General features: G+C 32.5%; 26 protein-coding genes, 2 pseudogenes and 1 riboswitch. Of the genes and pseudogenes, 22 read left to right on the forward strand and 6 right to left on the reverse strand.

The features are described from left to right. The 3 genes from JQN76_RS08045 to JQN76_RS08055 all read right to left on the reverse strand — a co-directional run bounded on the left by JQN76_RS08045 (position 1) and on the right by JQN76_RS08055 (position 2,088). Positions 1-618 (reverse strand): LysE/ArgO family amino acid transporter, encoded by a 618-nt coding sequence (locus JQN76_RS08045; RefSeq protein WP_000255553.1) that lies wholly within the window; start codon positions 616-618, stop codon positions 1-3. Positions 619-772: 154 nt separating this feature from the next. Continuing rightward, positions 773-1,267, reverse strand: a complete 495-nt coding sequence (locus JQN76_RS08050) for a GNAT family N-acetyltransferase (RefSeq protein WP_000569884.1) — start codon at positions 1,265-1,267, stop codon at positions 773-775. A 398-nt stretch (positions 1,268-1,665) separates the two neighbouring features. Next, on the reverse strand, positions 1,666-2,088 hold the full coding sequence (locus tag JQN76_RS08055) for an organic hydroperoxide resistance protein (RefSeq protein ID WP_000974460.1): 423 nt from the start codon (positions 2,086-2,088) through the stop codon (positions 1,666-1,668). Positions 2,089-2,235: 147 nt separating this feature from the next. Here JQN76_RS08055 and aroD point away from each other — a divergent pair, with 147 nt between their 5' ends. Further along, positions 2,236-2,952, forward strand: coding sequence for a type I 3-dehydroquinate dehydratase (gene aroD / locus JQN76_RS08060; protein ID WP_000150013.1), 717 nt, complete (start codon positions 2,236-2,238; stop codon positions 2,950-2,952). An 82-nt stretch (positions 2,953-3,034) separates the two neighbouring features. Next, the gene (locus tag JQN76_RS08065) at positions 3,035-3,574 is read left to right on the forward strand and encodes a nitroreductase family protein (protein WP_000422908.1); all 540 of its coding nucleotides are present in this window, start codon (positions 3,035-3,037) and stop codon (positions 3,572-3,574) included. A gap of 149 nt (positions 3,575-3,723) precedes the next feature. Here the strand turns inward: JQN76_RS08065 and JQN76_RS08070 are convergent, their stop codons facing one another. Further along, positions 3,724-4,044: a thioredoxin family protein gene (locus JQN76_RS08070; RefSeq protein ID WP_001190695.1), complete on the reverse strand. Its 321-nt coding sequence runs from the start codon at positions 4,042-4,044 to the stop codon at positions 3,724-3,726. Positions 4,045-4,187: 143 nt separating this feature from the next. Here JQN76_RS08070 and JQN76_RS08075 point away from each other — a divergent pair. The 9 genes and pseudogenes from JQN76_RS08075 (at position 4,188) to JQN76_RS08115 (ending at position 11,068) form a co-directional block, all read left to right on the forward strand. Then, positions 4,188-4,539: pseudogene (locus tag JQN76_RS08075) on the forward strand (arsenate reductase family protein). 157 nt (positions 4,540-4,696) lie between these two features. Next, positions 4,697-5,077: a glycine cleavage system protein GcvH gene (gcvH, locus tag JQN76_RS08080; RefSeq protein WP_000290490.1), complete on the forward strand. Its 381-nt coding sequence runs from the start codon at positions 4,697-4,699 to the stop codon at positions 5,075-5,077. A gap of 178 nt (positions 5,078-5,255) precedes the next feature. Next, on the forward strand, positions 5,256-6,134 hold the full coding sequence (locus JQN76_RS08085; RefSeq protein ID WP_000932212.1) for a YwqG family protein: 879 nt from the start codon (positions 5,256-5,258) through the stop codon (positions 6,132-6,134). Positions 6,135-7,042: 908 nt separating this feature from the next. Continuing rightward, entirely contained in the window at positions 7,043-7,429 is a 387-nt protein-coding gene (locus JQN76_RS08090) for a toprim domain-containing protein (RefSeq protein WP_001018962.1), read from the forward strand. Beyond that, positions 7,422-7,718, forward strand: a complete 297-nt coding sequence (locus JQN76_RS08095; RefSeq protein ID WP_001065801.1) for a thioredoxin family protein — start codon at positions 7,422-7,424, stop codon at positions 7,716-7,718. Before JQN76_RS08090 ends, JQN76_RS08095 begins: the two co-directional genes overlap by 8 nt. Before the next feature lie 57 nt (positions 7,719-7,775). Then, positions 7,776-7,879, forward strand: a riboswitch (SAM riboswitch). 88 nt (positions 7,880-7,967) lie between these two features. Next, positions 7,968-8,993 carry a methionine ABC transporter ATP-binding protein gene (locus tag JQN76_RS08100; protein WP_000571218.1) on the forward strand — a complete coding sequence of 342 codons (1,026 nt, stop codon included), beginning with the start codon at positions 7,968-7,970 and terminating at the stop codon, positions 8,991-8,993. Then, positions 8,986-9,681, forward strand: a complete 696-nt coding sequence (locus JQN76_RS08105; RefSeq protein ID WP_000520233.1) for a methionine ABC transporter permease — start codon at positions 8,986-8,988, stop codon at positions 9,679-9,681. The genes JQN76_RS08100 and JQN76_RS08105 overlap by 8 nt, the downstream gene beginning before the upstream one ends. 17 nt (positions 9,682-9,698) lie before the next feature. Further along, the gene (locus JQN76_RS08110) at positions 9,699-10,520 is read left to right on the forward strand and encodes a MetQ/NlpA family ABC transporter substrate-binding protein (protein WP_000732326.1); all 822 of its coding nucleotides are present in this window, start codon (positions 9,699-9,701) and stop codon (positions 10,518-10,520) included. Between the two features lie 353 nt (positions 10,521-10,873). Then, a complete protein-coding gene (locus JQN76_RS08115) occupies positions 10,874-11,068 on the forward strand; it encodes a CsbD family protein (RefSeq protein WP_000752917.1) in 195 nt (64 codons plus the stop codon). 233 nt (positions 11,069-11,301) lie between these two features. Here JQN76_RS08115 and popT read toward each other — a convergent pair whose 3' ends face one another. Further along, positions 11,302-12,153 carry a polyprenyl-phosphate transporter PopT gene (gene popT / locus JQN76_RS08120; protein ID WP_001183858.1) on the reverse strand — a complete coding sequence of 284 codons (852 nt, stop codon included), beginning with the start codon at positions 12,151-12,153 and terminating at the stop codon, positions 11,302-11,304. Between the two features lie 327 nt (positions 12,154-12,480). On the opposite strand from popT, the gene sufC reads away from it, so the two are divergent. The 6 genes and pseudogenes from sufC to JQN76_RS08150 all read left to right on the forward strand — a co-directional run bounded on the left by sufC (position 12,481) and on the right by JQN76_RS08150 (position 18,331). Further along, entirely contained in the window at positions 12,481-13,242 is a 762-nt protein-coding gene (sufC, locus tag JQN76_RS08125; protein ID WP_000168845.1) for a Fe-S cluster assembly ATPase SufC, read from the forward strand. Positions 13,243-13,340: 98 nt separating this feature from the next. Continuing rightward, positions 13,341-14,648 carry a Fe-S cluster assembly protein SufD gene (gene sufD / locus JQN76_RS08130; protein ID WP_000205579.1) on the forward strand — a complete coding sequence of 436 codons (1,308 nt, stop codon included), beginning with the start codon at positions 13,341-13,343 and terminating at the stop codon, positions 14,646-14,648. Between the two features lie 105 nt (positions 14,649-14,753). After that, positions 14,754-16,004, forward strand: a complete 1,251-nt coding sequence (locus JQN76_RS08135; RefSeq protein WP_001006453.1) for a cysteine desulfurase — start codon at positions 14,754-14,756, stop codon at positions 16,002-16,004. Further along, entirely contained in the window at positions 15,994-16,458 is a 465-nt protein-coding gene (sufU, locus tag JQN76_RS08140; RefSeq protein ID WP_001010508.1) for a Fe-S cluster assembly sulfur transfer protein SufU, read from the forward strand. Before JQN76_RS08135 ends, sufU begins: the two co-directional genes overlap by 11 nt. Positions 16,459-16,608: 150 nt before the next feature. Then, positions 16,609-18,006: a Fe-S cluster assembly protein SufB gene (gene sufB, locus JQN76_RS08145; protein ID WP_001074405.1), complete on the forward strand. Its 1,398-nt coding sequence runs from the start codon at positions 16,609-16,611 to the stop codon at positions 18,004-18,006. 185 nt (positions 18,007-18,191) lie between these two features. Next, positions 18,192-18,331: pseudogene (locus tag JQN76_RS08150) on the forward strand (hypothetical protein). Between the two features lie 5 nt (positions 18,332-18,336). Here the strand turns inward: JQN76_RS08150 and JQN76_RS08155 are convergent. Then, positions 18,337-18,651, reverse strand: a complete 315-nt coding sequence (locus JQN76_RS08155; protein WP_000274036.1) for a hypothetical protein — start codon at positions 18,649-18,651, stop codon at positions 18,337-18,339. 364 nt (positions 18,652-19,015) lie between these two features. Between JQN76_RS08155 and JQN76_RS08160 the strand changes: the two genes are divergently transcribed. The 5 genes from JQN76_RS08160 to JQN76_RS08180 all read left to right on the forward strand — a co-directional run bounded on the left by JQN76_RS08160 (position 19,016) and on the right by JQN76_RS08180 (position 24,385). Then, positions 19,016-20,056, forward strand: a complete 1,041-nt coding sequence (locus JQN76_RS08160; protein WP_000582338.1) for a hemolysin family protein — start codon at positions 19,016-19,018, stop codon at positions 20,054-20,056. A 13-nt stretch (positions 20,057-20,069) separates the two neighbouring features. Beyond that, entirely contained in the window at positions 20,070-21,137 is a 1,068-nt protein-coding gene (locus JQN76_RS08165) for an NAD(P)H-dependent flavin oxidoreductase (protein ID WP_000267235.1), read from the forward strand. A 213-nt stretch (positions 21,138-21,350) separates the two neighbouring features. After that, entirely contained in the window at positions 21,351-22,199 is an 849-nt protein-coding gene (locus tag JQN76_RS08170; RefSeq protein WP_000608129.1) for a DUF72 domain-containing protein, read from the forward strand. A 12-nt stretch (positions 22,200-22,211) separates the two neighbouring features. Next, positions 22,212-23,039, forward strand: a complete 828-nt coding sequence (locus JQN76_RS08175; protein ID WP_000927632.1) for a sulfite exporter TauE/SafE family protein — start codon at positions 22,212-22,214, stop codon at positions 23,037-23,039. Between the two features lie 26 nt (positions 23,040-23,065). Further along, positions 23,066-24,385, forward strand: a complete 1,320-nt coding sequence (locus JQN76_RS08180; RefSeq protein WP_001241236.1) for a bifunctional metallophosphatase/5'-nucleotidase — start codon at positions 23,066-23,068, stop codon at positions 24,383-24,385. Positions 24,386-24,446: the final 61 nt, after the last annotated feature.

Below are 24,446 nucleotides of genomic sequence, written 5' to 3' on the forward strand. Positions count from 1 at the left end.
TTAGAATATTAATTGAATAAGTTTTTGTAATATCATTAGAGCAACAATAATAATTATTATGCTTGATATTTTATTGATTATTGTTAATAATTTTCCGGTTTTATCAATTGATCCAACCATTTTTCCTAAAATTGCGAGTAAAAAGAACCATAACCATGAAACGCTAATACAAGCGATTGTAAACGCAATTTTATTGCTACCACTATATAATGCAGCACTACTACCAATTACACCAATTGTATCTAAAATAGCATGTGGATTGAGTAATGAAACTGATAAAGCAAAACTTACTTGTTTCATTGGAGACATAATTTGAGCTTCTCCATCTGTTGAGGGTTTATCATGCCAAATGGTCCAAGCCATATACATCAAGAAAATTAAACCAACTATATAAATAATTGCTTGAAGTACAGGTAAAGACATAATAATGATAGATACTCCTACCACTGCAATAATAATAAGTAAGCTGTCTGACAACCCGGCTGTAATTATTGCAGGCAATACATATCTATATTTTGGTTGATTAGCTCCTTGGTTAAAAATAAATACATTTTGTGCACCTAAAGGTAAAATTAGACCAATCGCTAAGATAAATCCATGAATAATTGCGGTTACCATTAAGTTTTGACACCCCTAAAAAATAGAATATTCTGAAAAAACTTATTGTTATCATATCAAATAAAAAACAACTACTCAATAGTAGAGTAGTTGTATGAAAAATAGAACCTATATGATTTGAATTTATGAGAAATGTAGAATATATAAAACTGTATTACTTATTAATCAAATCATAAAAAAGCCAATGTTCATCGAAATAGGTATTTCCGATTTTAATTGCATTTTTCTCAAAACCAAGAATGTCGAATCCTAGTGCACTATAGAAAACTTTAGCACCTATGTTGTTTGACACAATTGATGTAAGTAAAGATTCGTAATTGTTCTGCCGTGCATAATTAATAATGAAATTAATGAGCTCGCTATTAATCGATTTATCGTTATTAGTAACAAAGTTGTATTTAATTAATGATTTATGTTCTTTTCCAACGTATCGAATTTGTTCTAAGGCAGCTGTTGCGATAAGTGTTTCGTTTTCATAACAGCCAAATACAATACATTTCGGTGAACCTTGATTTAAAATGTCATGTATTAAGGTGTCAGTCATTGTTTGACTATAATGTGAATCTTGAGTGAATTCTTCATTGACTGTCGAAACAAGTCTCTTATACTCATTAAAATCATTATTCGTTAATGTTTTAATTTCAATCATTACTGACCTCCTTAATCATTATTAAGAAAGATTTTGTACTAAAAAAATTTCTTAATTACATATTAAAATGTTTATTAAAATTTTGCAATCACTGATTTATATGCACATTCTTGTAAATGGATTATCAATTTAATTATATTTATTTTTAAGTTCAGGAAATTATGGAATTGGTTATTGGTCGACACTGGACTTTTATTTGTAGACGGTATGCGAAGAAGTCAAGCCAGTATTGGAACCGGTCACATTTATGATGACTAAGGTACAATCTTTTTCAGTTAAATATTGCCAGAAATTTCAATCACGAATAGAAAAAATAACCAACCAAAAATTTTTGGTTGGCAAATTTGAATTTTATGTGAATTTTATTAATAACGTTGAATAATCTCTTTAAGTTAATGCTAATCTACAACATTTACATTTAAATCGACATTAATATTTCCTTGAGTCGCTTTTGAATATGGACAAAATTCATGAGCCATTTGTAAATATTTTTCAGCTTCTTCTTGAGATATAACATTTTTAATTGTCGCATCAATTGAAACACTTAATTTAGGACTTTCTGAGTCTGAATCATCTTCTAGTCTCACTGTTAGTGTTACTTCTGGATGAGCATCACGCACTTTGTTTTGCTTTAAAATTAGGTCGAAAGCACCGTTGAAGCAAGATGCATAACCTGCTGCAAATAATTGTTCGGGGTTAGTAGCTTTACCATCTGCTTGAGCAGGCGGAACGATATCAATATCTAATGCTCGATCATCAGTATAAACATGTCCTTTACGTCCGCCAACATTCGTCGCTTTAGTTTCATAATGTATTGCCATACTTATAACCTCCTAATTTAAAATACATTTATGCTTTACCCATTCGAAAATACCTTAATCATTTTCATTTATAGCATTGTTTGATTGAAGGATAAAAAGTTGTTGTTTACAATAAAAATAATGAGTATCTGAAATGAGGGATTCACTATGACACATGTGGAAGTAGTAGCGACTATCGCGCCACAATTATCTATCGAAGAAACTTTAATTCAAAAAATTAATCATCGTATTGATGCAATAGACGTATTAGAATTACGAATTGATCAAATTGAAAATGTCACAGTTGATCAAGTGGCAGAAATGATTACAAAGCTGAAGGTTATGCAAGATTCATTCAAATTATTAGTTACGTATCGTACAAAGTTACAAGGTGGCTATGGGCAATTTACAAATGACTTGTATCTTAATTTAATATCAGACTTAGCAAATATCAATGGCATAGATATGATTGATATAGAATGGCAAGCAGATATTGACATTGAAAAACATCAACGAATCATTACACATTTGCAACAGTATAATAAAGAGGTGGTTATATCACATCATAATTTCGAAAGTACGCCTCCATTAGATGAATTGCAATTTATATTTTTTAAAATGCAAAAATTCAACCCAGAATACGTTAAATTAGCAGTAATGCCACATAATAAAAATGATGTGTTAAATTTATTGCAGGCAATGTCTACATTTTCAGATACTATGGACTGCAAAGTTGTTGGTATTTCAATGTCTAAACTTGGACTAATAAGTAGAACGGCTCAAGGCGTTTTTGGTGGTGCATTGACTTATGGTTGTATCGGAGAACCACAAGCTCCAGGACAGATTGATGTTACTGATTTAAAAGCACAAGTGACTTTATACTAATAAAATGAATTAGGTTGCTTTTGTGTAAGTGCTGTCTTATAATTGAGAAGTATTATCATTGTTCGTGGAGGAGCGATTTTAGATGGAATTACAACAAGCAATAGCTAATAGAAGAAGTGTGAAAAAATTTAAAAGAGATATGCACATAGATGACGCATTGCTATATCAAGCAATTGAGAAAGCTGCTGATGCTCCAAATCACGGAATGAGGGAACCATGGAGAGTTGTGCATGTTCCGAAAGACAGATTAGGAGATATGAGTAAGGATATTTCTAAATTTGCATTTCCTAATGAATTAGATAAGCAACAATGTCATTATGATGCAGTTACGAAACTAGGTGGCATGTTATTGCTTATTTTAAAAACAGATCCAAGACAACGTCAAAATGATGAAAACTACTTTGCATTTGGTGCATATGCACAAAATCTTATGTTGTTACTTTATGAAGCGGGAATAGGTACATGTTGGAAATCGCCATTATATATCTATGATCCTAAAGTAAGAAAAACACTTGGTATAAAGAAAGATGAAGTTCTTGCTGGATTCTTATATTTAACGGATTTAGAAGAAGATATGCCTAAAGCACCGCGTAAAAATAGAAACTTAATTACATTATATTAATATGTATAATTATAGAAACATTAATAAAAGCTGAGTCATGAATTGATGGACATCTATCGAGTTAGAGATTTAATCTAACTTACTAGAGTCGGTACAATCACAGTCTCAGCTTTTTATTGTGCAGTATATACACATTTTTATTTTAGTATTTATTTAAAAGTTTCTGCTAAAAATGATTCAACTTGCTCAGGTGACTTAGCATTTGCTGAATGAAGGTGTGCAATTTTGTCGCCGTTTTTAAATACTAGCAAGCTAGGGATACCCATAACTTCATTTTCAACAACTACATCTTCTAATTCATCACGATTAACAGTATACCATTGGTAATCATTATATTGTTCTACGATTGGGTCAATCCATAAATCCATAGCACGACAGTCTGGGCACCATCCTGCCTCAAATTTAACAATTACAGGTGTATCGCTATTAATTACAGATTTAAATGATTCATTACTTTTGATTGATTGCATTGTAACAACTCCTCTAGATAGTTTAATAATTTTTATTATAGCTAAATTTATATCATAATAAAAAATTTTAGCTTCAAAATGAAAGCCTTTTGCTATGGAAAATGATATATTTATTTTAAATACATAAAGGAGGTTGCAGTCGTATGATTAAATTTTACCAATATAAGAATTGTACAACTTGTAAAAAGGCAGCAAAGTTTTTAGATGAATATGGCGTAAGTTATGAACCAATTGATATCGTTCAACATACACCTACAATAAATGAATTTAAAACAATAATTGCAAATACAGGCGTAGAAATTAATAAATTGTTTAATACACACGGAATATCGTGAGCTTGATTTGAAAAATAAATTACAAACTTTATCAGATGATGAAAAGTTAGAGTTGTTATCATCTGATGGTATGTTAGTAAAGCGTCCTCTAGCAGTAATGGGCGATAAGATAACATTAGGATTTAAAGAAGATCAATATAAAGAGACTTGGTTAGCGTAAGTGAAATGTAAACGTTTACTAAATATCTCGATATTTAGATTCATTACATGTAAAATGAAATAAGCTATACAATTGTTAATTTTTATAAATATAGTTGAATAGCATCTAGCCTTATGGCATCATTAATGATGTAAAGATTAATTAGGAGGGGATTCTCTTGGCAGTACCAAATGAATTGAAATATTCAAAAGAGCATGAATGGGTTAAAGTTGAAGGTAATGTAGCAACAATTGGAATCACAGAATACGCACAAAGCGAGTTAGGTGATATTGTTTTCGTTGAATTACCAGAAACAGATGATGAAATTAATGAAGGGGATACGTTTGGTAGCGTAGAATCAGTTAAAACTGTATCAGAATTATATGCACCAATCTCTGGTAAAGTAGTTGAAGTCAACGAAGAACTAGAAGATAGTCCCGAATTTGTAAATGAATCTCCATACGAAAAAGCATGGATGGTAAAAGTAGAAATTAGTGATGAAAGTCAGATTGAAGCTTTATTAACAGCTGAAAAATATTCAAAAATGATTGGTGAATAATCACCGTGTAACTCCTTAATCTAAGATTGAGGAGTTTATTTTTAGTCTGAGTAAGTAAATAATATGAAAGAAAATTTATTAGGTACTATTATTTGGAGTATTGCTACATTTTATTATTCAAGAATGATGAAAATAATGAATTTAGCTATTTTAAAAATAAAAATTGGGGGAAGTTAATATGCTAAACATTCAAGACGTTAGTCATCTTTCTAAAAAGGAGCAAAAAGCATATAACCGTTTCGTAGAATCTGTAGAAAACGGTAATTTACCAGTACTACCATGTATTGAAATGGATCTAAAAGAGATGAAAGAAGAAACATTAAACCAGAGTAAGATTGGTGGAATGCCATTTTTAAAATCTTTTAAAGATATACCATTAGATGAAAATAATGTACCAATGGTATTGTTAGCACAGATTAATTTGGATAATCTTCCAGAACAACAAGAATTATTTCCTGTAAAAGAAGGGATATTGCAGTTTTGGATTAGTTCAGAAGATCAAATGTATGGTATGTCTGAAAATTTAAAGGGAAACAATATAAACTCAAGGCTTGTTTATATAAAAGAGCCAATTACAGATTTATCACTCGAAAATATTCAAGAGCATTTGAAGTCATTAGATGCTGATAATGAGGATATCCCGTTCAGTGGAGCATTTTCTATAAAATTTAGATTGTCGAAACAAACTATTACATGTACTGATTATAAGTACGATGAGGACGTGCTTGCATTGTGGAATAAAGTCAATCCATCCTTCGCGCTAAAATCAATGTTTGGTGGTTATGATGAATTGATGGAACCTGTGTGTAACACATTTACTGCTAAGGAACCATTTAATCAACTTGGTGGTTATCCATATTTTGACCAAATAGATCCAAGAACGAACGATCAAGAACTGAAAATGTATGATAGAGTCTTACTGCAAATTGATTCTACAAGAGATGGTAATTCTTCGATTATATGGGGTGATTTAGGTATTGCCAATATCTTAGTAAAATCTACTGACCTTGAGGCTATGAAGTTTGATGATTACATGTATTCATGGGATTGCAGCTAAGAGAATCATAAAAATATATTACTTTAATAAGTGTAGTATCTATAGATCAATCTAGGGAGTGGGACAGAAATGATATTTTCGCAAAATTTATTTCGTCGTCCCACCCCAACTTGCATTGTCTGTAGAAATTGAGAATCCAATTTCTCTTTGTTGGGGCCCATCCCCAACTTGCATTGCCTGTAGAATTTCTTTTCGAAATTCTCTGTGTTGGGGCCCCTGACTAGAATTGAAAAAAGCTTGTTACAAGCGCATTTTCGTTCAGTCAACTACTGCCAATATAACTTCGTAGAGCATAGAACATTGATTTATGTCCCAGCCTGTTTTCATAAGCCACAGCTAATGTGTATTTAAAAATAGGAATACATGAGTAAAACTCATGCATAAGAAATACTAATTTCTAAAGAAAAAGTATTTCTTTATGTTGGGGCCCCCCAACTTGCACATTATTGTAAGCTGACTTTCCGCCAGCTTCTGTGTTGGGGCCCCGCCAACTTGCACATTATTGTAAGCTGACTTTCCGCCAGCTTCTGTGTTGGGGCCCCGCCAACTTGCACATTATTGTAAGCTGACTTTCCGCCAGCTTCTGTGTTGGGGCCCCGCCAACTTGCACATTATTGTAAGCTGACTTACCATCAGCTTCTGTGTTGGGGCCCCGCTATAATTGAAAAGTTTGTTATAGGTGTATTTTCTTTTGGTTAACTATTGTTAATATAACATTGTAGATTTTAGGATGTTGATTTTTGACTTAGCCTTTGTCTGCTTATGTTAAATGTTCCAGCTAGTCAAACATTGAGTTTGTAATTATTATATTAAGCTAGTTTAAATTTTTTGTGATTTATGTTTTATTCATACCAATTTTGTGAAATGATACAGTGACAGATGTTTATTGATTTTAAAGGGTGATGATGATGGCTATTGTAAATAAAGTGATAATTGTTGAAGGAAAATCTGATAAAAAAAGGGTGCAACAGGTTATTGCAGAACCAGTCAATATTATTTGTACTCATGGAACAATGAGTATAGATAAGCTTGATGATATGATAGAATCACTGTATGATAAACAAGTTTTTGTATTAGCCGATTCTGATGACGAAGGAGATCGAATTAGAAATTGGTTTAAACGTTATTTGAGTGAAAGTGAACATATATTTATTGATAAAACTTACTGTCAAGTTGCGAATTGCCCCAAACAATATTTGGCGCATGTACTTTCAAAACATGGCTTTACTTGTAAGAAAGAAACACCTCTTTTACCGAATATAAATAATGAAAGGTTAGTTTTAGTAAATGAATAATTCATTAGACATCAAAGATGTAACTACATTTTATGAGGAAGACAAACATTTAATCTTTGGTTATACACCAACGTGTGGTACTTGTAAGGTTTCAGAAAGAATGTTAGACATTGCTAATGAAATATTGCAGTTACCATTATTGAAAATAGATTTAAACTTTTATCCTCAGTTTTGTAAAGATATGCAAATCATGTCTACGCCGATTTTATTGTTGATGAATAAAGATAAAGAAGTAAAACGAATTTATGCATTTAAATCGGTGACTGATTTGTTAGAAAATTTAAAATAGTTATTGACGAAATTTTACTAAGGTGTTAGGATTAATACAAATTAAATGATGCGTAAACTCTTATCGAGAGTGGTGGAGGGATGTGCCCTACGAAGCCCGGCAACCGTCTTATATAGAAATGGTGCCAATTCACATAAAGTTTTAACTTTTGAAGATGAGAGAAACAATACTACTATTGCTTTCTCAATTTTTCTATCGATATTGAGAAAGCATTTTTTATTTTATTAAGCAACACAGGGAGGAATCAACGTGATTGAATTAAAAGAAGTTGTTAAAGAATATCGGACTAAAAATAAAGAAGTCCTTGCTGTAGATCACGTTAATTTATCGATTCGAGCAGGATCGATTTATGGCGTCATTGGTTTTTCTGGAGCAGGAAAAAGTACTTTGATTCGAATGTTTAATCATTTAGAAGCGCCTACATCAGGTGAAGTTATTATAGATGGAGACCATATAGGTCAATTGTCCAAAAATGGATTAAGAGCAAAAAGACAAAAAGTAAGTATGATCTTCCAACATTTTAATTTGTTATGGTCAAGGACTGTGTTAAAAAATATTATGTTTCCGCTTGAAATTGCAGGTGTCCCTAGAAGGAGAGCTAAGCAAAAAGCATTAGAACTTGTCGAACTCGTCGGTTTAAAAGGTAGAGAAAAGGCTTATCCATCAGAGTTATCAGGTGGACAAAAGCAACGTGTTGGGATTGCACGAGCGTTAGCTAATGATCCAACGGTCTTGCTTTGTGATGAGGCAACAAGTGCACTTGATCCGCAAACAACAGATGAAATTTTAGATCTACTACTAAAAATTAGAGAACAACAAAATTTAACAATTGTACTAATTACGCATGAAATGCATGTCATTCGTCGTATTTGTGATGAAGTTGCAGTTATGGAAAGTGGTAAAGTGATAGAACAAGGACCGGTGACACAGGTTTTTGAAAATCCGCAACACACTGTGACAAAACGATTTGTGAAAGACGATTTAAATGATGATTTCGAAACATCTTTAACAGAATTAGAGCCATTAGAAAAAGATGCATATATCGTTAGATTAGTTTTCGCTGGTTCAACAACAACCGAGCCTATTGTATCGAGTCTATCAACTGCCTATGATATTAAAATTAATATTTTAGAAGCAAATATTAAAAATACAAAAAATGGAACAGTCGGCTTTTTAGTTCTGCATATTCCATATATTTCAAGTGTAGATTTCGGAAAATTCGAAAAAGAGTTAATTGAGCGACAAGTTAAAATGGAGGTGTTAAGACATGGGTAAATCATTTAGTGAAATTATAAATGAAATGATTACAATGCCTAATATTCAGTGGCCAGAAGTTTGGACTGCAATAGTCGAAACACTATACATGACAGTCGTCTCAACTATATTTGCATTTATACTTGGTCTTATTTTAGGTGTGTTATTATTCTTGTCTGCTAAAGGTAAGTCTATCGGTGCAAGGTTATTTTATTCTATCGTTTCTTTCATTGTTAACTTATTTAGAGCGATACCATTTATTATTTTAATTTTATTATTAATTCCATTTACAAGTTTGATACTTGGAACGATAAGTGGTCCGACAGGTGCGTTACCAGCCTTGATCATTGGCGCAGCACCGTTTTATGCAAGGCTCGTAGAAATTGCTTTTAAAGAAATTGATAAAGGTGTCATCGAAGCGGCTTGGTCAATGGGCGCTAATACTTGGACAGTAATTCGTAAAGTCCTTTTACCTGAAGCTATGCCAGCGCTAGTGTCTGGCATTACAGTTACAGCAATCGCTTTAGTTGGTTCAACAGCAGTTGCAGGTGTAATTGGTGCCGGTGGTTTAGGAAATTTAGCATACTTAACAGGTTTCACTCGAAATCAAAATGATGTCATTTTAGTATCAACAGTTTTTATTTTAATTATTGTATTTATAATCCAATTCATTGGGGATTGGCTTACAAATAAACTTGATAAACGATAAATTGGGGGTTTCATTTTATGAAAAAATTATTTGGTCTTATTTTAGTATTAACATTTGCAGTTGTATTAGCAGCTTGCGGTAATGGAAACAAAAGTGGCAGTGACGACAAGAAAATAACAGTAGGTGCTTCACCAGCACCACATGCTGAAATTTTAGAAAAAGCAAAACCATTATTAGAGAAAAAAGGTTATGAACTAGATATTAAAACAATTAACGATTACACTACACCTAATAAATTACTAGACAAAGGTGAAATTGACGCAAACTATTTCCAACATACACCATATTTAAACACAGAGAAAAAGGATAAAGGTTACAAAATCGTAAGTGCCGGTGATGTTCACTTAGAACCTATGGCTGTATACTCTAAAAAGTATAAAAGTTTAAAAGAATTACCAAAAGGTGCAACAGTCTATGTGTCTAATAATCCAGCTGAACAAGGACGTTTCTTAAAATTCTTCGTTGATGCAGGTTTAATTAAAATCAAAAAAGGCGTAAAAATTGAAGATGCTAAGTTTAGTGATATTACAGAGAATAAAAAAGATATTAAGTTTAATAATAAACAATCAGCAGAATTCTTACCTAAAATTTATCAAAATGAAGACGCTGATGCTGTTATCATTAATTCGAACTTTGCAATCGAACAAAAACTAAATCCTAAAAAAGATTCTATTGCTGTAGAAAGTGCGAAAGATAATCCTTATGCAAACTTAATTGCTGTTAAAGAAGGACATCAAGATGATAAGAAAATCAAAGCATTAATTGAAGTATTACAATCTAAAGATATTCAAGACTTCATTAATGAAAAATACAATGGTGCAGTTATTCCTGCTAAATAAATCATATTAATGGCTCAGTAACGTGATGTTGCTGGGCTTTTTAATTTAAACAGGTATTTATATGATATTTAGGAATGAGATGCTATTACGGATAAAGTAAAATCCTATATGCATGCGTGCTACTCATTTATTCTTATTTTTAATTTCACATGGCTAGTGACTAATACATCATAAATCATTAGTGATTCTTTATTATTTCAGTCCCACTCCCTCAAGTTAATGATGAATCTATTTCGCTAGTTATAAAATGACGTCAAATCAATATCAAAAATTATTTAAGTAAAATGTTTAGATAATTTTTCAGTGGGTAAGTATTATATATAACATTTAATTATTCCGAGGAGGCATTTATTATGGCAGACGAAAGTAAATTTGAACAAGCAAAAGGTAATGTTAAAGAAACAGTAGGTAATGTTACTGATAATAAAAATTTAGAAAACGAAGGTAAAGAAGATAAAGCTTCTGGTAAAGCGAAAGAATTCGTTGAAAATGCAAAAGAAAAAGCAACTGATTTTATTGATAAAGTAAAAGGTAACAAAGGCGAGTAATTTTACTTTTTTATTCCTAATACACTGCACATGCCACTTAGTCGGTATAACCATCGGCTAGGTGGTTTTTGTATTAAAAAAGTGGATACCAAAATTTATTAATAATTATTTTAATGTTAGAAAAAAACTAAATAAAAACTCGCTAATGATATCCAATAATATGTATACAAAACGAGACATATATTGCATATGATTAACGAGATACTGAATATATTTTATCACCCCTAAAATGATTATTCATTTTCAGCGGTAATTCGACCTAAAGTCAAACTTACAATAAAACCGATGATAAATACTACTAATGAAACGAACCACATCACGATATTAGTTGGTAAACCTGGAAATACTGCAAAGAGGGAGCCAACAACAAAACCAATGATTAATGCAAAAGTCATTAGTTTATGATGTGTTAGGAAATACTGGATAATTTTGCTTGAAATAATGAATCCAGCAAGCACGCCAAATCCGACTGCAAGTAATATAGGAAGACCTGCAAAGTTAAGTTTAACAACTTCAGATATTGCTAGCATGACCGTACCATAGACGCCAAATACTAATAACATAAATGACCCTGAAATACCTGGGAGTAACATAGCACTAGATGCACACATACCTGCAATAAAATATTTAATAATAAGACTAGTTGATAGAGTAAGTGTTTCTCCAGCATGTTTATCACCATTATTCATTAATGTAATAACAATTAAGATAGCGATACCAGCTATAACCATCATGTAATGTTTAGTTGTAAATGACGTTTTATAGTTAGAAATTTTCAATAAATATGGAACGATACCAATGATTAATCCACCAAAGAAAAACATAGTTGGAATATGGTGTTGGCTTAATAAATAATTAAAAAGATTACTTAGTGATCCCATTGCCAGTAACATTCCAATTATAATGGGGATTAAAAATGTAAAACTTGGCCAAAAACGTCGTGAGAATATGCCGCTAATTGAAGCGATAAATTGATTGTAAATACCTAACAATAATGCGATAGTCCCACCGCTAACACCAGGTACCAAGTCACTCGTTCCCATAGCAAAACCTTTTAGAATATTAATCCATTTAAATTGTTGCATGAATAACTCCTTTCAAACGATTGGAATAAAATCATAAATAGCATCATACCATATTACAAATGTCCTAGTGAAATGATAACATATTTTAAATTCATAAAATCCATTGAGAAATTATGTGCACTTATTATCATTTATATTTTTAAAGAGAGCGGATTAGAGTTGTACTTTAGAGTTATTAAAAATAATAAAAAGGGTTTAAGTTGTTTATATTAAGGTATAAGTAAGTTATAATTAACTGAACGCATTATTACAAAGTCTTTTTGACTACAAATTAAAATTATTATAAACTAGTTAAGAAAACTTTATATTTTACGGAGGGAATATAAAATGGCATCAACATTAGAAATCAAAGACCTACATGTGTCTATTGAGGATAAAGAAATCTTAAAAGGTGTTAACTTGACAATTAACACTGATGAAATACATGCGATTATGGGACCAAACGGGACAGGTAAATCAACTTTATCATCTGCAATTATGGGACACCCAAGCTATGAAGTAACTAAAGGAGAAGTACTTTTAGACGGTGTAAATATTTTAGAATTAGAAGTTGATGAAAGAGCAAAAGCAGGATTATTCTTGGCAATGCAATATCCATCAGAAATTACAGGTGTTACAAATGCTGATTTCATGCGTTCAGCAATCAATGCGAAACGTGAAGAAGGACAAGAAATCAACTTAATGCAATTTATTAAGAAATTAGATAAAAACATGGATTTTCTAGACATAGATAAAGACATGGCACAACGTTATTTAAATGAAGGTTTCTCAGGTGGAGAGAAGAAACGTAACGAAATCTTACAATTAATGATGTTAGAACCTAAGTTTGCAATCTTAGATGAAATCGATTCAGGGTTAGACATCGATGCATTAAAAGTTGTATCTAAAGGTATTAACCAAATGCGTGGGGAAAACTTTGGTGCATTAATGATTACACACTATCAACGATTATTAAATTACATTACTCCTGATAAAGTACATGTAATGTATGCTGGTAAAGTCGTTAAATCTGGTGGTCCAGAATTAGCAAAACGTCTTGAAGAAGAAGGATATGAATGGGTTAAAGAAGAGTTCGGTTCAGCTGAATAATCTTAATTAATACAGTATCCATGAGATGTTCATCTATATATGATGAAAATGAACATTTATACGAAATAGTAAATTTCATCAAGTAGGAGGAAAAAGTTATGACAACTGATATTTTGAACATTTCTGAAGAACAACTTGTTGATTATTCTAAAGCCCACAATGAACCTTCTTGGATGACAGAATTACGTAAAAAAGCTTTGAAATTAACAGAAACTTTAGAAATGCCAAAACCTGATAAAACAAAATTAAGAAAATGGGATTTTGATTCTTTTAAACAACACGATGTAAAAGGTGATGTTTATCAATCTTTATCACAATTACCTGAGTCAGTAAGAGAAATTATTGACGTAGATCATTCTAAAAACTTAGTAATTCAACATAATAATACGATTGCGTACACACAAGTTGATGATAATGCATCTAAAGATGGCGTTATCGTTGAAGGTTTAGCAGACGCTCTTATGAACCATAGTGATTTAGTACAAAAGTACTTTATGAAAGATGCAGTAACAGTAGATGAACATCGTATCACAGCGCTACACACGGCATTAGTTAATGGTGGCGTATTTGTTTATGTTCCTAAAAATGTAGTTGTAGAACATCCAGTACAATACGTTGTGTTGCACGACGACAAAAATGCAAGCTTTTATAACCATGTTATCATCGTTACTGAAGAAAGCGCCGAAGTCACATATGTTGAAAATTACTTATCAAATGCATCTGGTGAAGGAAATCAATTAAATATTATTTCTGAAGTGATTGCTGGTGCAAATTCAAATATCACATATGGCTCAGTGGACTATATGGATAAAGGCTTTACAGGTCATATCATTCGACGTGGTATTACTGAAGCGGATGCCTCAATTAATTGGGCACTAGGTTTAATGAATGAGGGTAGCCAAATTATTGATAATACAACAAATTTATTTGGTGATCGTTCAACAAGTTCACTTAAATCAGTAGTTGTAGGTACAGGCGAACAAAAAATTAATCTAACATCTAAAATCGTACAATATGGTAAAGAAACAGATGGTTATATCCTTAAACATGGTGTTATGAAAGAACATGCATCGTCTGTATTTAATGGTATCGGCTACATTAAGCATGGTGGAACTAAATCAATTGCTAATCAGGAATCACGTGTATTAATGTTATCTGAACATGCTCGTGGTGACGCGAATCCTATTTTATTAATTGATGAAGATGATGTACAAGCTGGTCATGCTGCATCAGTAGGTCGTGTTGATCCAGATCAACTTTACTATTTAATGAGTCGTGGTATTTCTCAAAGAGAAGCGGAACGTCTTGTTATACATGGTTTCTTAGATCCAGTAGTACGTGAATTACCTATCGAAGACGTTAAACGTCAATTGAGAGAAGTAATTGAACGCAAAGTTTCTAAATAATATTTTGAAAATAAAAGTTTGTAATAGATATAGACTGTCGATATTGGTATAAGACTAATACAACGTCAGTATTTAAATGATTAGGATTTTTATTTAAGAAAGGTCGTGAATGAAGTGGCCGAACACTCATTTGACGTTAATGAAGTAATCAAGGATTTTCCGATATTAGATCAAAAAGTCAATGGCAAACGTTTAGCATATCTTGATTCAACAGCGACAAGTCAAACGCCTGTGCAAGTGTTAAATGTTTTAGAGGATTACTACAAGCGTTATAATTCAAACGTTCATCGTGGTGTTCATACATTAGGATCATTGGCAACTGATGGTTATGAAAATGCCCGTGAAACTGTTCGTCGTTTTATTAATGCGAAGTATTTTGAAGAAATCATTTTCACACGCGGAACAACTGCGTCGATTAACCTTGTAGCACATAGCTATGGTGATGCAAATGTTGAAGAGGGCGATGAAATTGTTGTCACTGAAATGGAACATCATGCCAATATTGTTCCTTGGCAACAGTTAGCAAAGCGTAAAAATGCGACATTGAAATTTATACCAATGACAGCTGACGGTGAATTAAACATCGAAGATATTAAGCAAACGATTAATGATAAAACAAAGATCGTTGCTATTGCACATATTTCTAATGTACTCGGTACAATTAATGATGTTAAAACCATTGCAGAAATAGCTCATCAACATGGTGCAATTATCAGTGTTGATGGGGCGCAAGCAGCACCACATATGAAACTTGATATGCAAGAAATGAATGCTGATTTTTATAGTTTTAGTGGTCATAAAATGCTTGGACCAACAGGTATTGGCGTATTATTTGGTAAACGTGAGTTACTACAAAAAATGGAACCGATTGAGTTCGGTGGCGACATGATTGATTTTGTAAGTAAGTATGATGCAACATGGGCTGATTTACCTACTAAATTTGAGGCGGGTACTCCATTAATTGCACAAGCAATTGGGCTTGCAGAAGCTATTCGCTATTTAGAACGCATAGGTTTTGATGCAATTCATAAATATGAACAAGAACTAACGATATATGCTTATGAGCAAATGTCTGCAATTGAAGGAATTGAAATTTATGGCCCGCCAAAGGATCGTCGTGCAGGTGTAATAACGTTTAATTTACAAGATGTACATCCACACGATGTTGCTACAGCCGTAGATACAGAAGGTGTAGCGGTTAGAGCTGGGCATCATTGTGCGCAACCGTTAATGAAATGGTTAAATGTGTCTTCAACAGCTAGAGCGAGTTTTTATATATACAACACGAAAGAAGACATTGATCAGTTAATAAATGCCTTGAAACAAACGAAGGAGTTTTTCTCTTATGAATTTTAATAATCTAGATCAATTATATAGATCTGTCATTATGGATCATTATAAAAATCCTAGAAATAAAGGTGTATTAGATAACGGGTCTATGACAGTAGATATGAATAACCCGACATGCGGTGACCGTATACGACTAACATTTGATATAGAAGACGGCATTATAAAAGATGCTAAGTTTGAAGGTGAAGGTTGTTCGATTTCAATGGCAAGTGCATCGATGATGACACAAGCTGTTAAAGGTCATTCACTTGGAGAAGCAATGCAAATGAGCCAAGAATTTACGAAAATGATGCTTGGTGAAGACTATGTGATTACAGAAGAAATGGGAGATATTGAAGCATTGCAAGGTGTATCTCAATTCCCAGCTCGTATTAAATGTGCCACATTAGCTTGGAAAGCATTGGAAAAAGGTACTGTTGCTAAAGAAGGTAAAGCAGAAGGTACGACTGAAGAAGAATAGAATGCTGTTAATCATAGATAATTTTGATATTAGACATATAAAAGTATAAAAATTTTTATAAGATGTCATGTCATTGTTATAATATGGTTTACATCATGAATTAAAAACTTACGCACGCCGTTGTAAATATATTTTTAAGGAGTGATTGAAATGGCTAAAAAAGCACCTGATGTTGGGGATTATAAATATGGATTCCACGACGATGATGTGTCCATTTTCAGATCAGAACGTGGTTTAACTGAGAATATCGTTAGAGAAATTTCTAACATGAAAAATGAGCCGGAATGGATGTTAGATTTCCGTCTTAAATCATTAAAATTGTTTTATAAAATGCCAATGCCTCAATGGGGTGGCGACTTATCAGAATTGAATTTCGATGACATTACTTACTATGTAAAGCCTTCAGAACAAGCTGAACGTTCATGGGATGAAGTGCCAGAAGAAATTAAAAGAACTTTCGATAAATTAGGAATTCCTGAAGCTGAACAAAAATATTTAGCTGGTGTTTCTGCTCAATATGAATCTGAAGTTGTTTACCATAATATGGAAAAAGAACTTGAAGAAAAAGGTATTATCTTTAAAGATACAGATAGTGCTTTACAAGAAAATGAAGAATTATTCAAAAAATACTTTGCTTCTGTAGTACCTGCAGCAGATAACAAATTTGCGGCGTTAAACTCAGCAGTATGGTCAGGTGGTTCGTTCATTTATGTACCTAAAAATATCAAACTAGATACGCCACTACAAGCTTATTTCCGTATTAACTCTGAGAACATGGGTCAATTTGAACGTACATTAATCATTGCTGATGAAGGTGCTTCTGTACATTACGTAGAAGGTTGTACTGCACCAGTTTATACAACTAGTTCTTTACACTCTGCTGTTGTGGAAATCATTGTGCATAAAGATGCGCACGTTCGTTATACTACGATTCAAAACTGGGCGAACAATGTATACAATTTAGTTACAAAACGTACTTTTGTTTATGAAAACGGAAATATGGAATGGGTAGATGGTAACTTAGGTTCTAAGTTAACGATGAAATATCCAAACTGTGTTCTTTTAGGTGAAGGTGCAAAAGGTAGTACATTATCTATTGCATTTGCTGGTAAAGGACAAGTTCAAGATGCCGGTGCTAAAATGATTCATAAAGCACCAAATACATCTTCAACGATTGTTTCTAAATCTATTTCTAAAAATGGTGGTAAAGTTATTTATCGTGGTATTGTACATTTTGGACGTAAAGCAAAAGGCGCTCGTTCAAATATTGAGTGTGATACATTAATCTTAGATAACGAATCAACATCAGATACAATTCCATATAACGAAGTATTCAACGATCAAATATCATTAGAACATGAAGCAAAGGTTTCAAAAGTTTCTGAAGAACAATTATTCTATCTAATGAGTCGTGGTATTTCTGAAGAAGAAGCGACAGAAATGATTGTTATGGGATTCATCGAACCATTTACAAAAGAACTTCCAATGGAATACGCGGTCGAAATGAACCGTTTAATCAAGTTCGAAATGGAAGGTAGTATTGGATAGCTTTAAACCGCGATGTTAAGCTATTCTTGACTTCCGGAAATGGCTATTGATACCATTTTGATACTGAATATAACAAAAAGCCACATTACTGTGGCTTTTTTGTTTTATAACTAAATCGGATTGATAGATAAGCTTTGTACTTATTTATATTAGTCCGATTTTTTGATTATTGTAAAAAATAATCATTGATGGTGGATAAAGCGACAACACAAATACAACATGATTGTGGCATTAGAGTGCTGGTCTTTATTAAATTAATTGAAAACTACATCAAATATTCTTTAAAGATAATTCGATATTAGTTCGATTAAGATTCGTTGTATAACTGAGTTAAAATAAGAAAACTATTAATAATATTAAGTTCACTACAGATGTTGCTAATGGACCGTAAGTTTTAAAGACATCTTTACTTTTATAACCAACAATCGCATCTAAAAATTGAACTAAAATCATTGCAATGGATATAGTTATCAAAAATATAGCACTATGAATGACTAAAGAAAAAATAGCTAATAAAAATAAAGGTAAGCTTCGACTAAGTGCATAATATGCATTTATATTATGGCTAGATGAACATGCTTGAATTGAATAACCTAAACTTACACTGGCACTGATTATTGTAAATATTGCTAAAACAAAATACATGTTAATCCTTCTTTCTATATTTGGATATAAACAAGTACTTGTCTAAAGTTATTTAAAAGATAATTAGAATAAATTTATGAGAAACTTATTGTTATCATTATAATGGTTTCAATTCATTATAACTATGTCATAAACTGAATTTGTTAAAATTTTTCATTATGTAAATTTATTAATAACAAACAGCTCGAACTATAGCATCATTTTACTAATGAATGCATTAAAGTAACTATGACTAAAAATGCATATTAATTATCATCATTAAGACTATTATATATAATGAATTTTAACTGGTTTATTAAACGAGAACGTCGGGAATTAAGTAACTACAATAAAAATAAGATATGACAATAAGGAGACTACACGCGTGATCATTGCCATAATTATATTGATATTTATTTCGTTTTTCTTTTCAGGAAGCGAGACGGCATTAACGGCTGCCAATAAAACAAAATTTAAAACTGAAGCTGACAAAGGTGATAAAAAAGCAAAAGGCATTGTAAAGTTACTTGAAAAACCAAGTGAGTTTATTACAACGATTCTAATTGGGAATAATGTCGCGAATATTTTATTACCAACACTTGTTACAATTATGGCTTTACGTTGGGGGATTAGCGTTGGTATTGCATCAGCTGTTTTAACAGTTGTTATCATTTTGATTTCCGAAGTGATTCCCAAGTCTGTCGCTGCAACATTTCCAGATAAAATAACAAGGCTTGTATATCCAGTTATTAATATTTGTGTCATTGTGTTTCGCCCTATCACATTACTTTTAAATAAGTTGACGGACAGTATTAATCGAAGTTTATCTAAGGGTCAACCTCAAGAACATCAATTTTCAAAAGAAGAATTTAAAACAATGTTAGCAATTGCTGGACATGAAGGTGCTTTAAATGAAATTGAGACGAGTAGGTTGGAAGGTGTCATTAATTTTGAAAATTTAAAAGTAAAAGATGTAGATACAACACCTAGAATTAATGTGACGGCATTTGCTTCAAATGCGACATACGAAGAAGTTTATGAAACGGTTATGAATAAGCCATACACTAGATATCCAGTGTACGAGGGAGATATTGATAACATTATTGGGGTGTTTCATTCTAAATATCTGTTGGCTTGGAGTAATAAAAAAGAAGATCAAATTACAAACTATTCAGCTAAGCCATTATTTGTGAATGAACACAATAAAGCTGAATGGGTATTACGTAAGATGACTATTTCTAGAAAACATTTAGCAATTGTGTTGGACGAATTTGGTGGTACCGAAGCGATAGTGTCACATGAAGACTTAATTGAAGAATTATTAGGTATGGAAATTGAAGATGAGATGGATAAAAAGGAAAAAGAAAAACTTTCTCAACAGCAAATTCAATTTCAACAACGGAAAAATCGCAACGTATCTATATAAGGAGCGAACAGCTATGTGGAATAAGAATCGACTTACTCAAATGTTAAGTATTGAATATCCAATTATACAAGCAGGTATGGCAGGAAGTACGACACCGAAATTAGTTGCATCAGTAAGTAACAGTGGTGGGTTAGGCACAATAGGCGCAGGTTACTTTAATACGCAGCAATTGGAAGATGAAATAGATTATGTACGCCAATTAACGTCAAATTCTTTTGGCGTAAATGTCTTTGTACCAAGTCAACAATCATATACCAGTATTCAAATTGAAAATATGAATGCATGGTTAAAACCTTATCGACGCGCATTACATTTAGAAGAGCCGGTTGTAAAAATTACCGAAGAACAACAATTTAAGTGTCATATTGATACGATAATTAAAAAGCAAGTGCCTGTATGTTGTTTTACTTTTGGAATTCCAAGCGAATTTATTATAAAAAGATTGAAAGAAGCAAACATTAAGCTAATAGGTACAGCAACAAGTGTTGATGAAGCTATTGCGAATGAAAAAGCGGGTATGGATGCTATCGTTGCTCAAGGTAGTGAAGCAGGTGGACATCGTGGTTCATTTTTAAAACCTAAAAATCAATTACCTATGGTTGGAACAATATCTTTAGTGCCACAAATTGTAGATGTCGTTTCAATTCCGGTCATTGCCGCTGGTGGAATTATGGACGGTAGAGGAGTTTTGGCAAGTATTGTCTTAGGTGCAGAAGGGGTACAAATGGGCACTGCATTTTTAACATCACAAGATAGTAATGCATCAGAACTACTGCGAGACGCAATTATAAATAGTAAAGAAACAGATACAGTCATTACAAATGCGTTTAGTGGAAAGCTTGCACGCGGTATCAACAATAGGTTTATCGAAGAAATGTCCCAATACGAAGGCGACATCCCAGATTATCCAATACAAAATGAGCTAACAAGTAGCATAAGAAAAGCCGCAGCAAACATCGGCGACAAAGAGTTAACACATATGTGGAGTGGACAAAGCCCGCGACTAGCAACAACGCATCCCGCCAACACCATCATGTCCAATATAATCAATCAAATTAATCAAATCATGCAATATAAATAATCGACCGCAATCCACAAAAGCACAAGCACCCCCAAACATTATTTTAGTGCTTGCCATTTTTGTGGATTGCGTTTCTATTTTACCAATCTAGTCAAACGAAATTATCAAACTAAAGTTCGCTGAAATGATTATAGTCAAACGAAAACATCAAACTAAAGTTCGCTGAAATGATTATGATAAAAGTTATATGGTATGATGACATTGGTGATATATATGATAAACATCGGATTAACAGGTTGGGGTGATCACTATTCATTATATGAAGATTTAGAACGCCAAACCGATAAACTTAAAACATATGCTGGACATTTTCCGGTTGTCGAATTAGATGCGACATACTATGCGATACAACCGGAAAGAAATATATTGAAATGGATAAAAGAAACGCCTGATACATTTGAATTTGTGGTCAAAATTCATCAAGCACTCACATTGCATGCAGACTACAAAACATTTGCAGATACAAGGCAAGAACTATTTGATCAATTTAAGAATATGTTAGAGCCCTTACATACACAGAAAAAATTAGCAATGGTATTGGTTCAATTTCCGCCATGGTTTGACTGCAATGCACAAAATATCAAATATATTTTGTATGTAAGACAGCAATTACAAGCATTTCCAATGTGTGTAGAATTTAGGCATCAATCATGGTTTAGTGATGCATTTAAAGAACAAACATTGGCATTTTTAACAGAACATCAAATCATTCATGCAGTAGTTGATGAACCACAAGTGAAAGATGGCAGTGTACCTTTAGTCAATCGAATCACAAATGAAATTGCGTTTGTACGTTATCATGGACGTAATCATTACGGTTGGACTAAGAAAGATATGTCAGATCAAGAATGGCGAGATGTACGCTATTTATATGATTATAATGAGCAAGAATTAATAGACTTGGCACAAAAGGCACAAATATTAGCACAAAAAGCTAAGAAAGTTTACGTCATATTTAACAATAATTCTGGTGGTCATGCAGCAAATAATGCCAAAACATATCAGCGATTATTGAATATAGAATATGAAGGGTTAGCACCACAACAATTAAAATTATTTTAAGAGGCGACGACTATGTTATTAACAATTACATTATTGGTTTTAATCGGAGGTTTGTCAGCGATTATAGGGTCAATCGTAGGCATTGGAGGCGGTATTATTATCGTTCCAACAATGGTTTACCTCGGTGTTGAACATGGATTACTACATAATATTACAACACAAGTAGCGATAGGGACGTCTTCAGTCATTCTAATTGTGACAGGACTTTCTTCATCACTTGGATATTTAAAAACAAAACAAGTTGATATTAAAAATGGTTCCATCTTTTTATTTGGACTATTACCAGGTTCATTGCTTGGGTCCTTCATTAGTAGATATTTAACATTTGAGTCATTTAATTTATATTTTGGTATCTTTTTAATTTTCGTAGCTATTTTATTAATGGTAAGAAATAAGATTAAACCGTTTAAAATTTTCGATAAACCCAAGTATGAAAAGACTTATGTAGACGCTAAAGGTAAAACATATCATTATAGTGTGCCACCATTGTTTGCTTTTATTACAACGTTTTTAATTGGTATATTGACAGGTTTATTTGGTATTGGAGGTGGCGCACTAATGACGCCACTAATGCTTATTGTATTTAGATTTCCACCTCATGTAGCTGTTGGAACAAGTATGATGATGATTTTCTTTTCAAGTGTCATGAGTTCTATAGGGCACATTGCTCAAGGTCACGTAGCTTGGGGTTATGCAATCATTTTAATTATTTCTAGTTATTTTGGTGCGAAAATCGGTGTCAAAGTGAATCAATCAATTAAGTCAGATACGGTAGTAACATTATTGAGAACAGTAATGTTGTTAATGGGTATATATTTAATTATTCGTGCGTTGATTTAATACAACTTTAAAAGGAGGACGTCAATTTGAGGCTTACAATTTATCATACGAACGATATTCATAGTCATTTACATGAATACGAACGCATTAAAGCATATATGGCAGAACAACGGCCACGACTTAATCATCCTTCTTTATATGTTGATCTAGGTGATCATGTAGATTTATCCGCACCTATAACTGAAGCAACTTTAGGTAAAAAGAATGTGGCATTACTAAATGAAGCAAAATGTGATGTTGCAACAATCGGTAATAATGAAGGGATGACCATTTCACACGAAGCTTTAAATCACCTTTACGACGAAGCAAAATTTATAGTGACATGTAGCAATGTTATAGATGAATCAGGTCATTTACCAAATAATATCGTTTCTTCTTATATTAAGGATATAGACGGTGTGAAAATACTATTCGTTGCAGCGACAGCACCTTTTACCCCATTTTATCGTGCACTAAATTGGATTGTTACCGATCCACTTGAATCTATAAAAGAAGAAATTGAACTTCAACGAGGTAAATTTGATGTATTAATCGTGCTAAGTCATTGTGGCATTTTCTTCGATGAAACATTATGCCAAGAATTGCCTGAAATTGATGTCATTTTTGGTAGTCATACGCATCATTATTTTGAACATGGTGAAATCAATAATGGTGTACTGATGGCGGCAGCTGGAAAGTATGGTAATTATCTTGGAGAGGTTAATTTAACTTTTGAGGCACATAAAGTAGTACATAAAACTGCAAAGATTATTCCTTTAGAAATATTACCTGAAGTTGAAACTTCATTTGAAGAAGAAGGAAAAACGTTAATGTCCAATTCAGTAATTCAACATCCAGTAGTGCTTAAGCGTAGTATGAATCACATAACTGAAGCTGCATACTTATTAGCTCAAAGTGTTTGTGAGTATACACATGCACAATGTGCCATCATCAATGCTGGCTTACTCGTTAAAGATATTGTAAAAGATGAAGTGACAGAATATGACATTCATCAAATGTTACCGCATCCGATTAATATGGTAAGGGTTAGACTTTCTGGTGTGAAATTAAAAGAGATTATAGCTAAAAGTAATAAACAAGAATATATGTATGAACATGCACAAGGTTTGGGTTTCAGAGGGAATATATTTGGAGGATATATTCTTTATAATTTAGGGTACATTCATTCTACAGGGCGTTACTATCTGAATGGAGAAGAAATCGAAGACGACAAAGAATATGTACTAGGTACGATAGATATGTATACGTTCGGTCGTTATTTCCCAACATTGAAAGAATTACCAAAAGAGTATTTAATGCCAGAGTTTTTAAGAGATATATTTAAAGAAAAATTATTGGAATATTAAAAAGTAAGATTATTGGATTTTCATTTGTCATGAATTTCGATATAATGTTTAAAGATACACT

Source organism: Staphylococcus sp. SM3655, assembly GCF_016917315.1.
GTDB lineage: Bacteria > Bacillota > Bacilli > Staphylococcales > Staphylococcaceae > Staphylococcus > Staphylococcus aureus.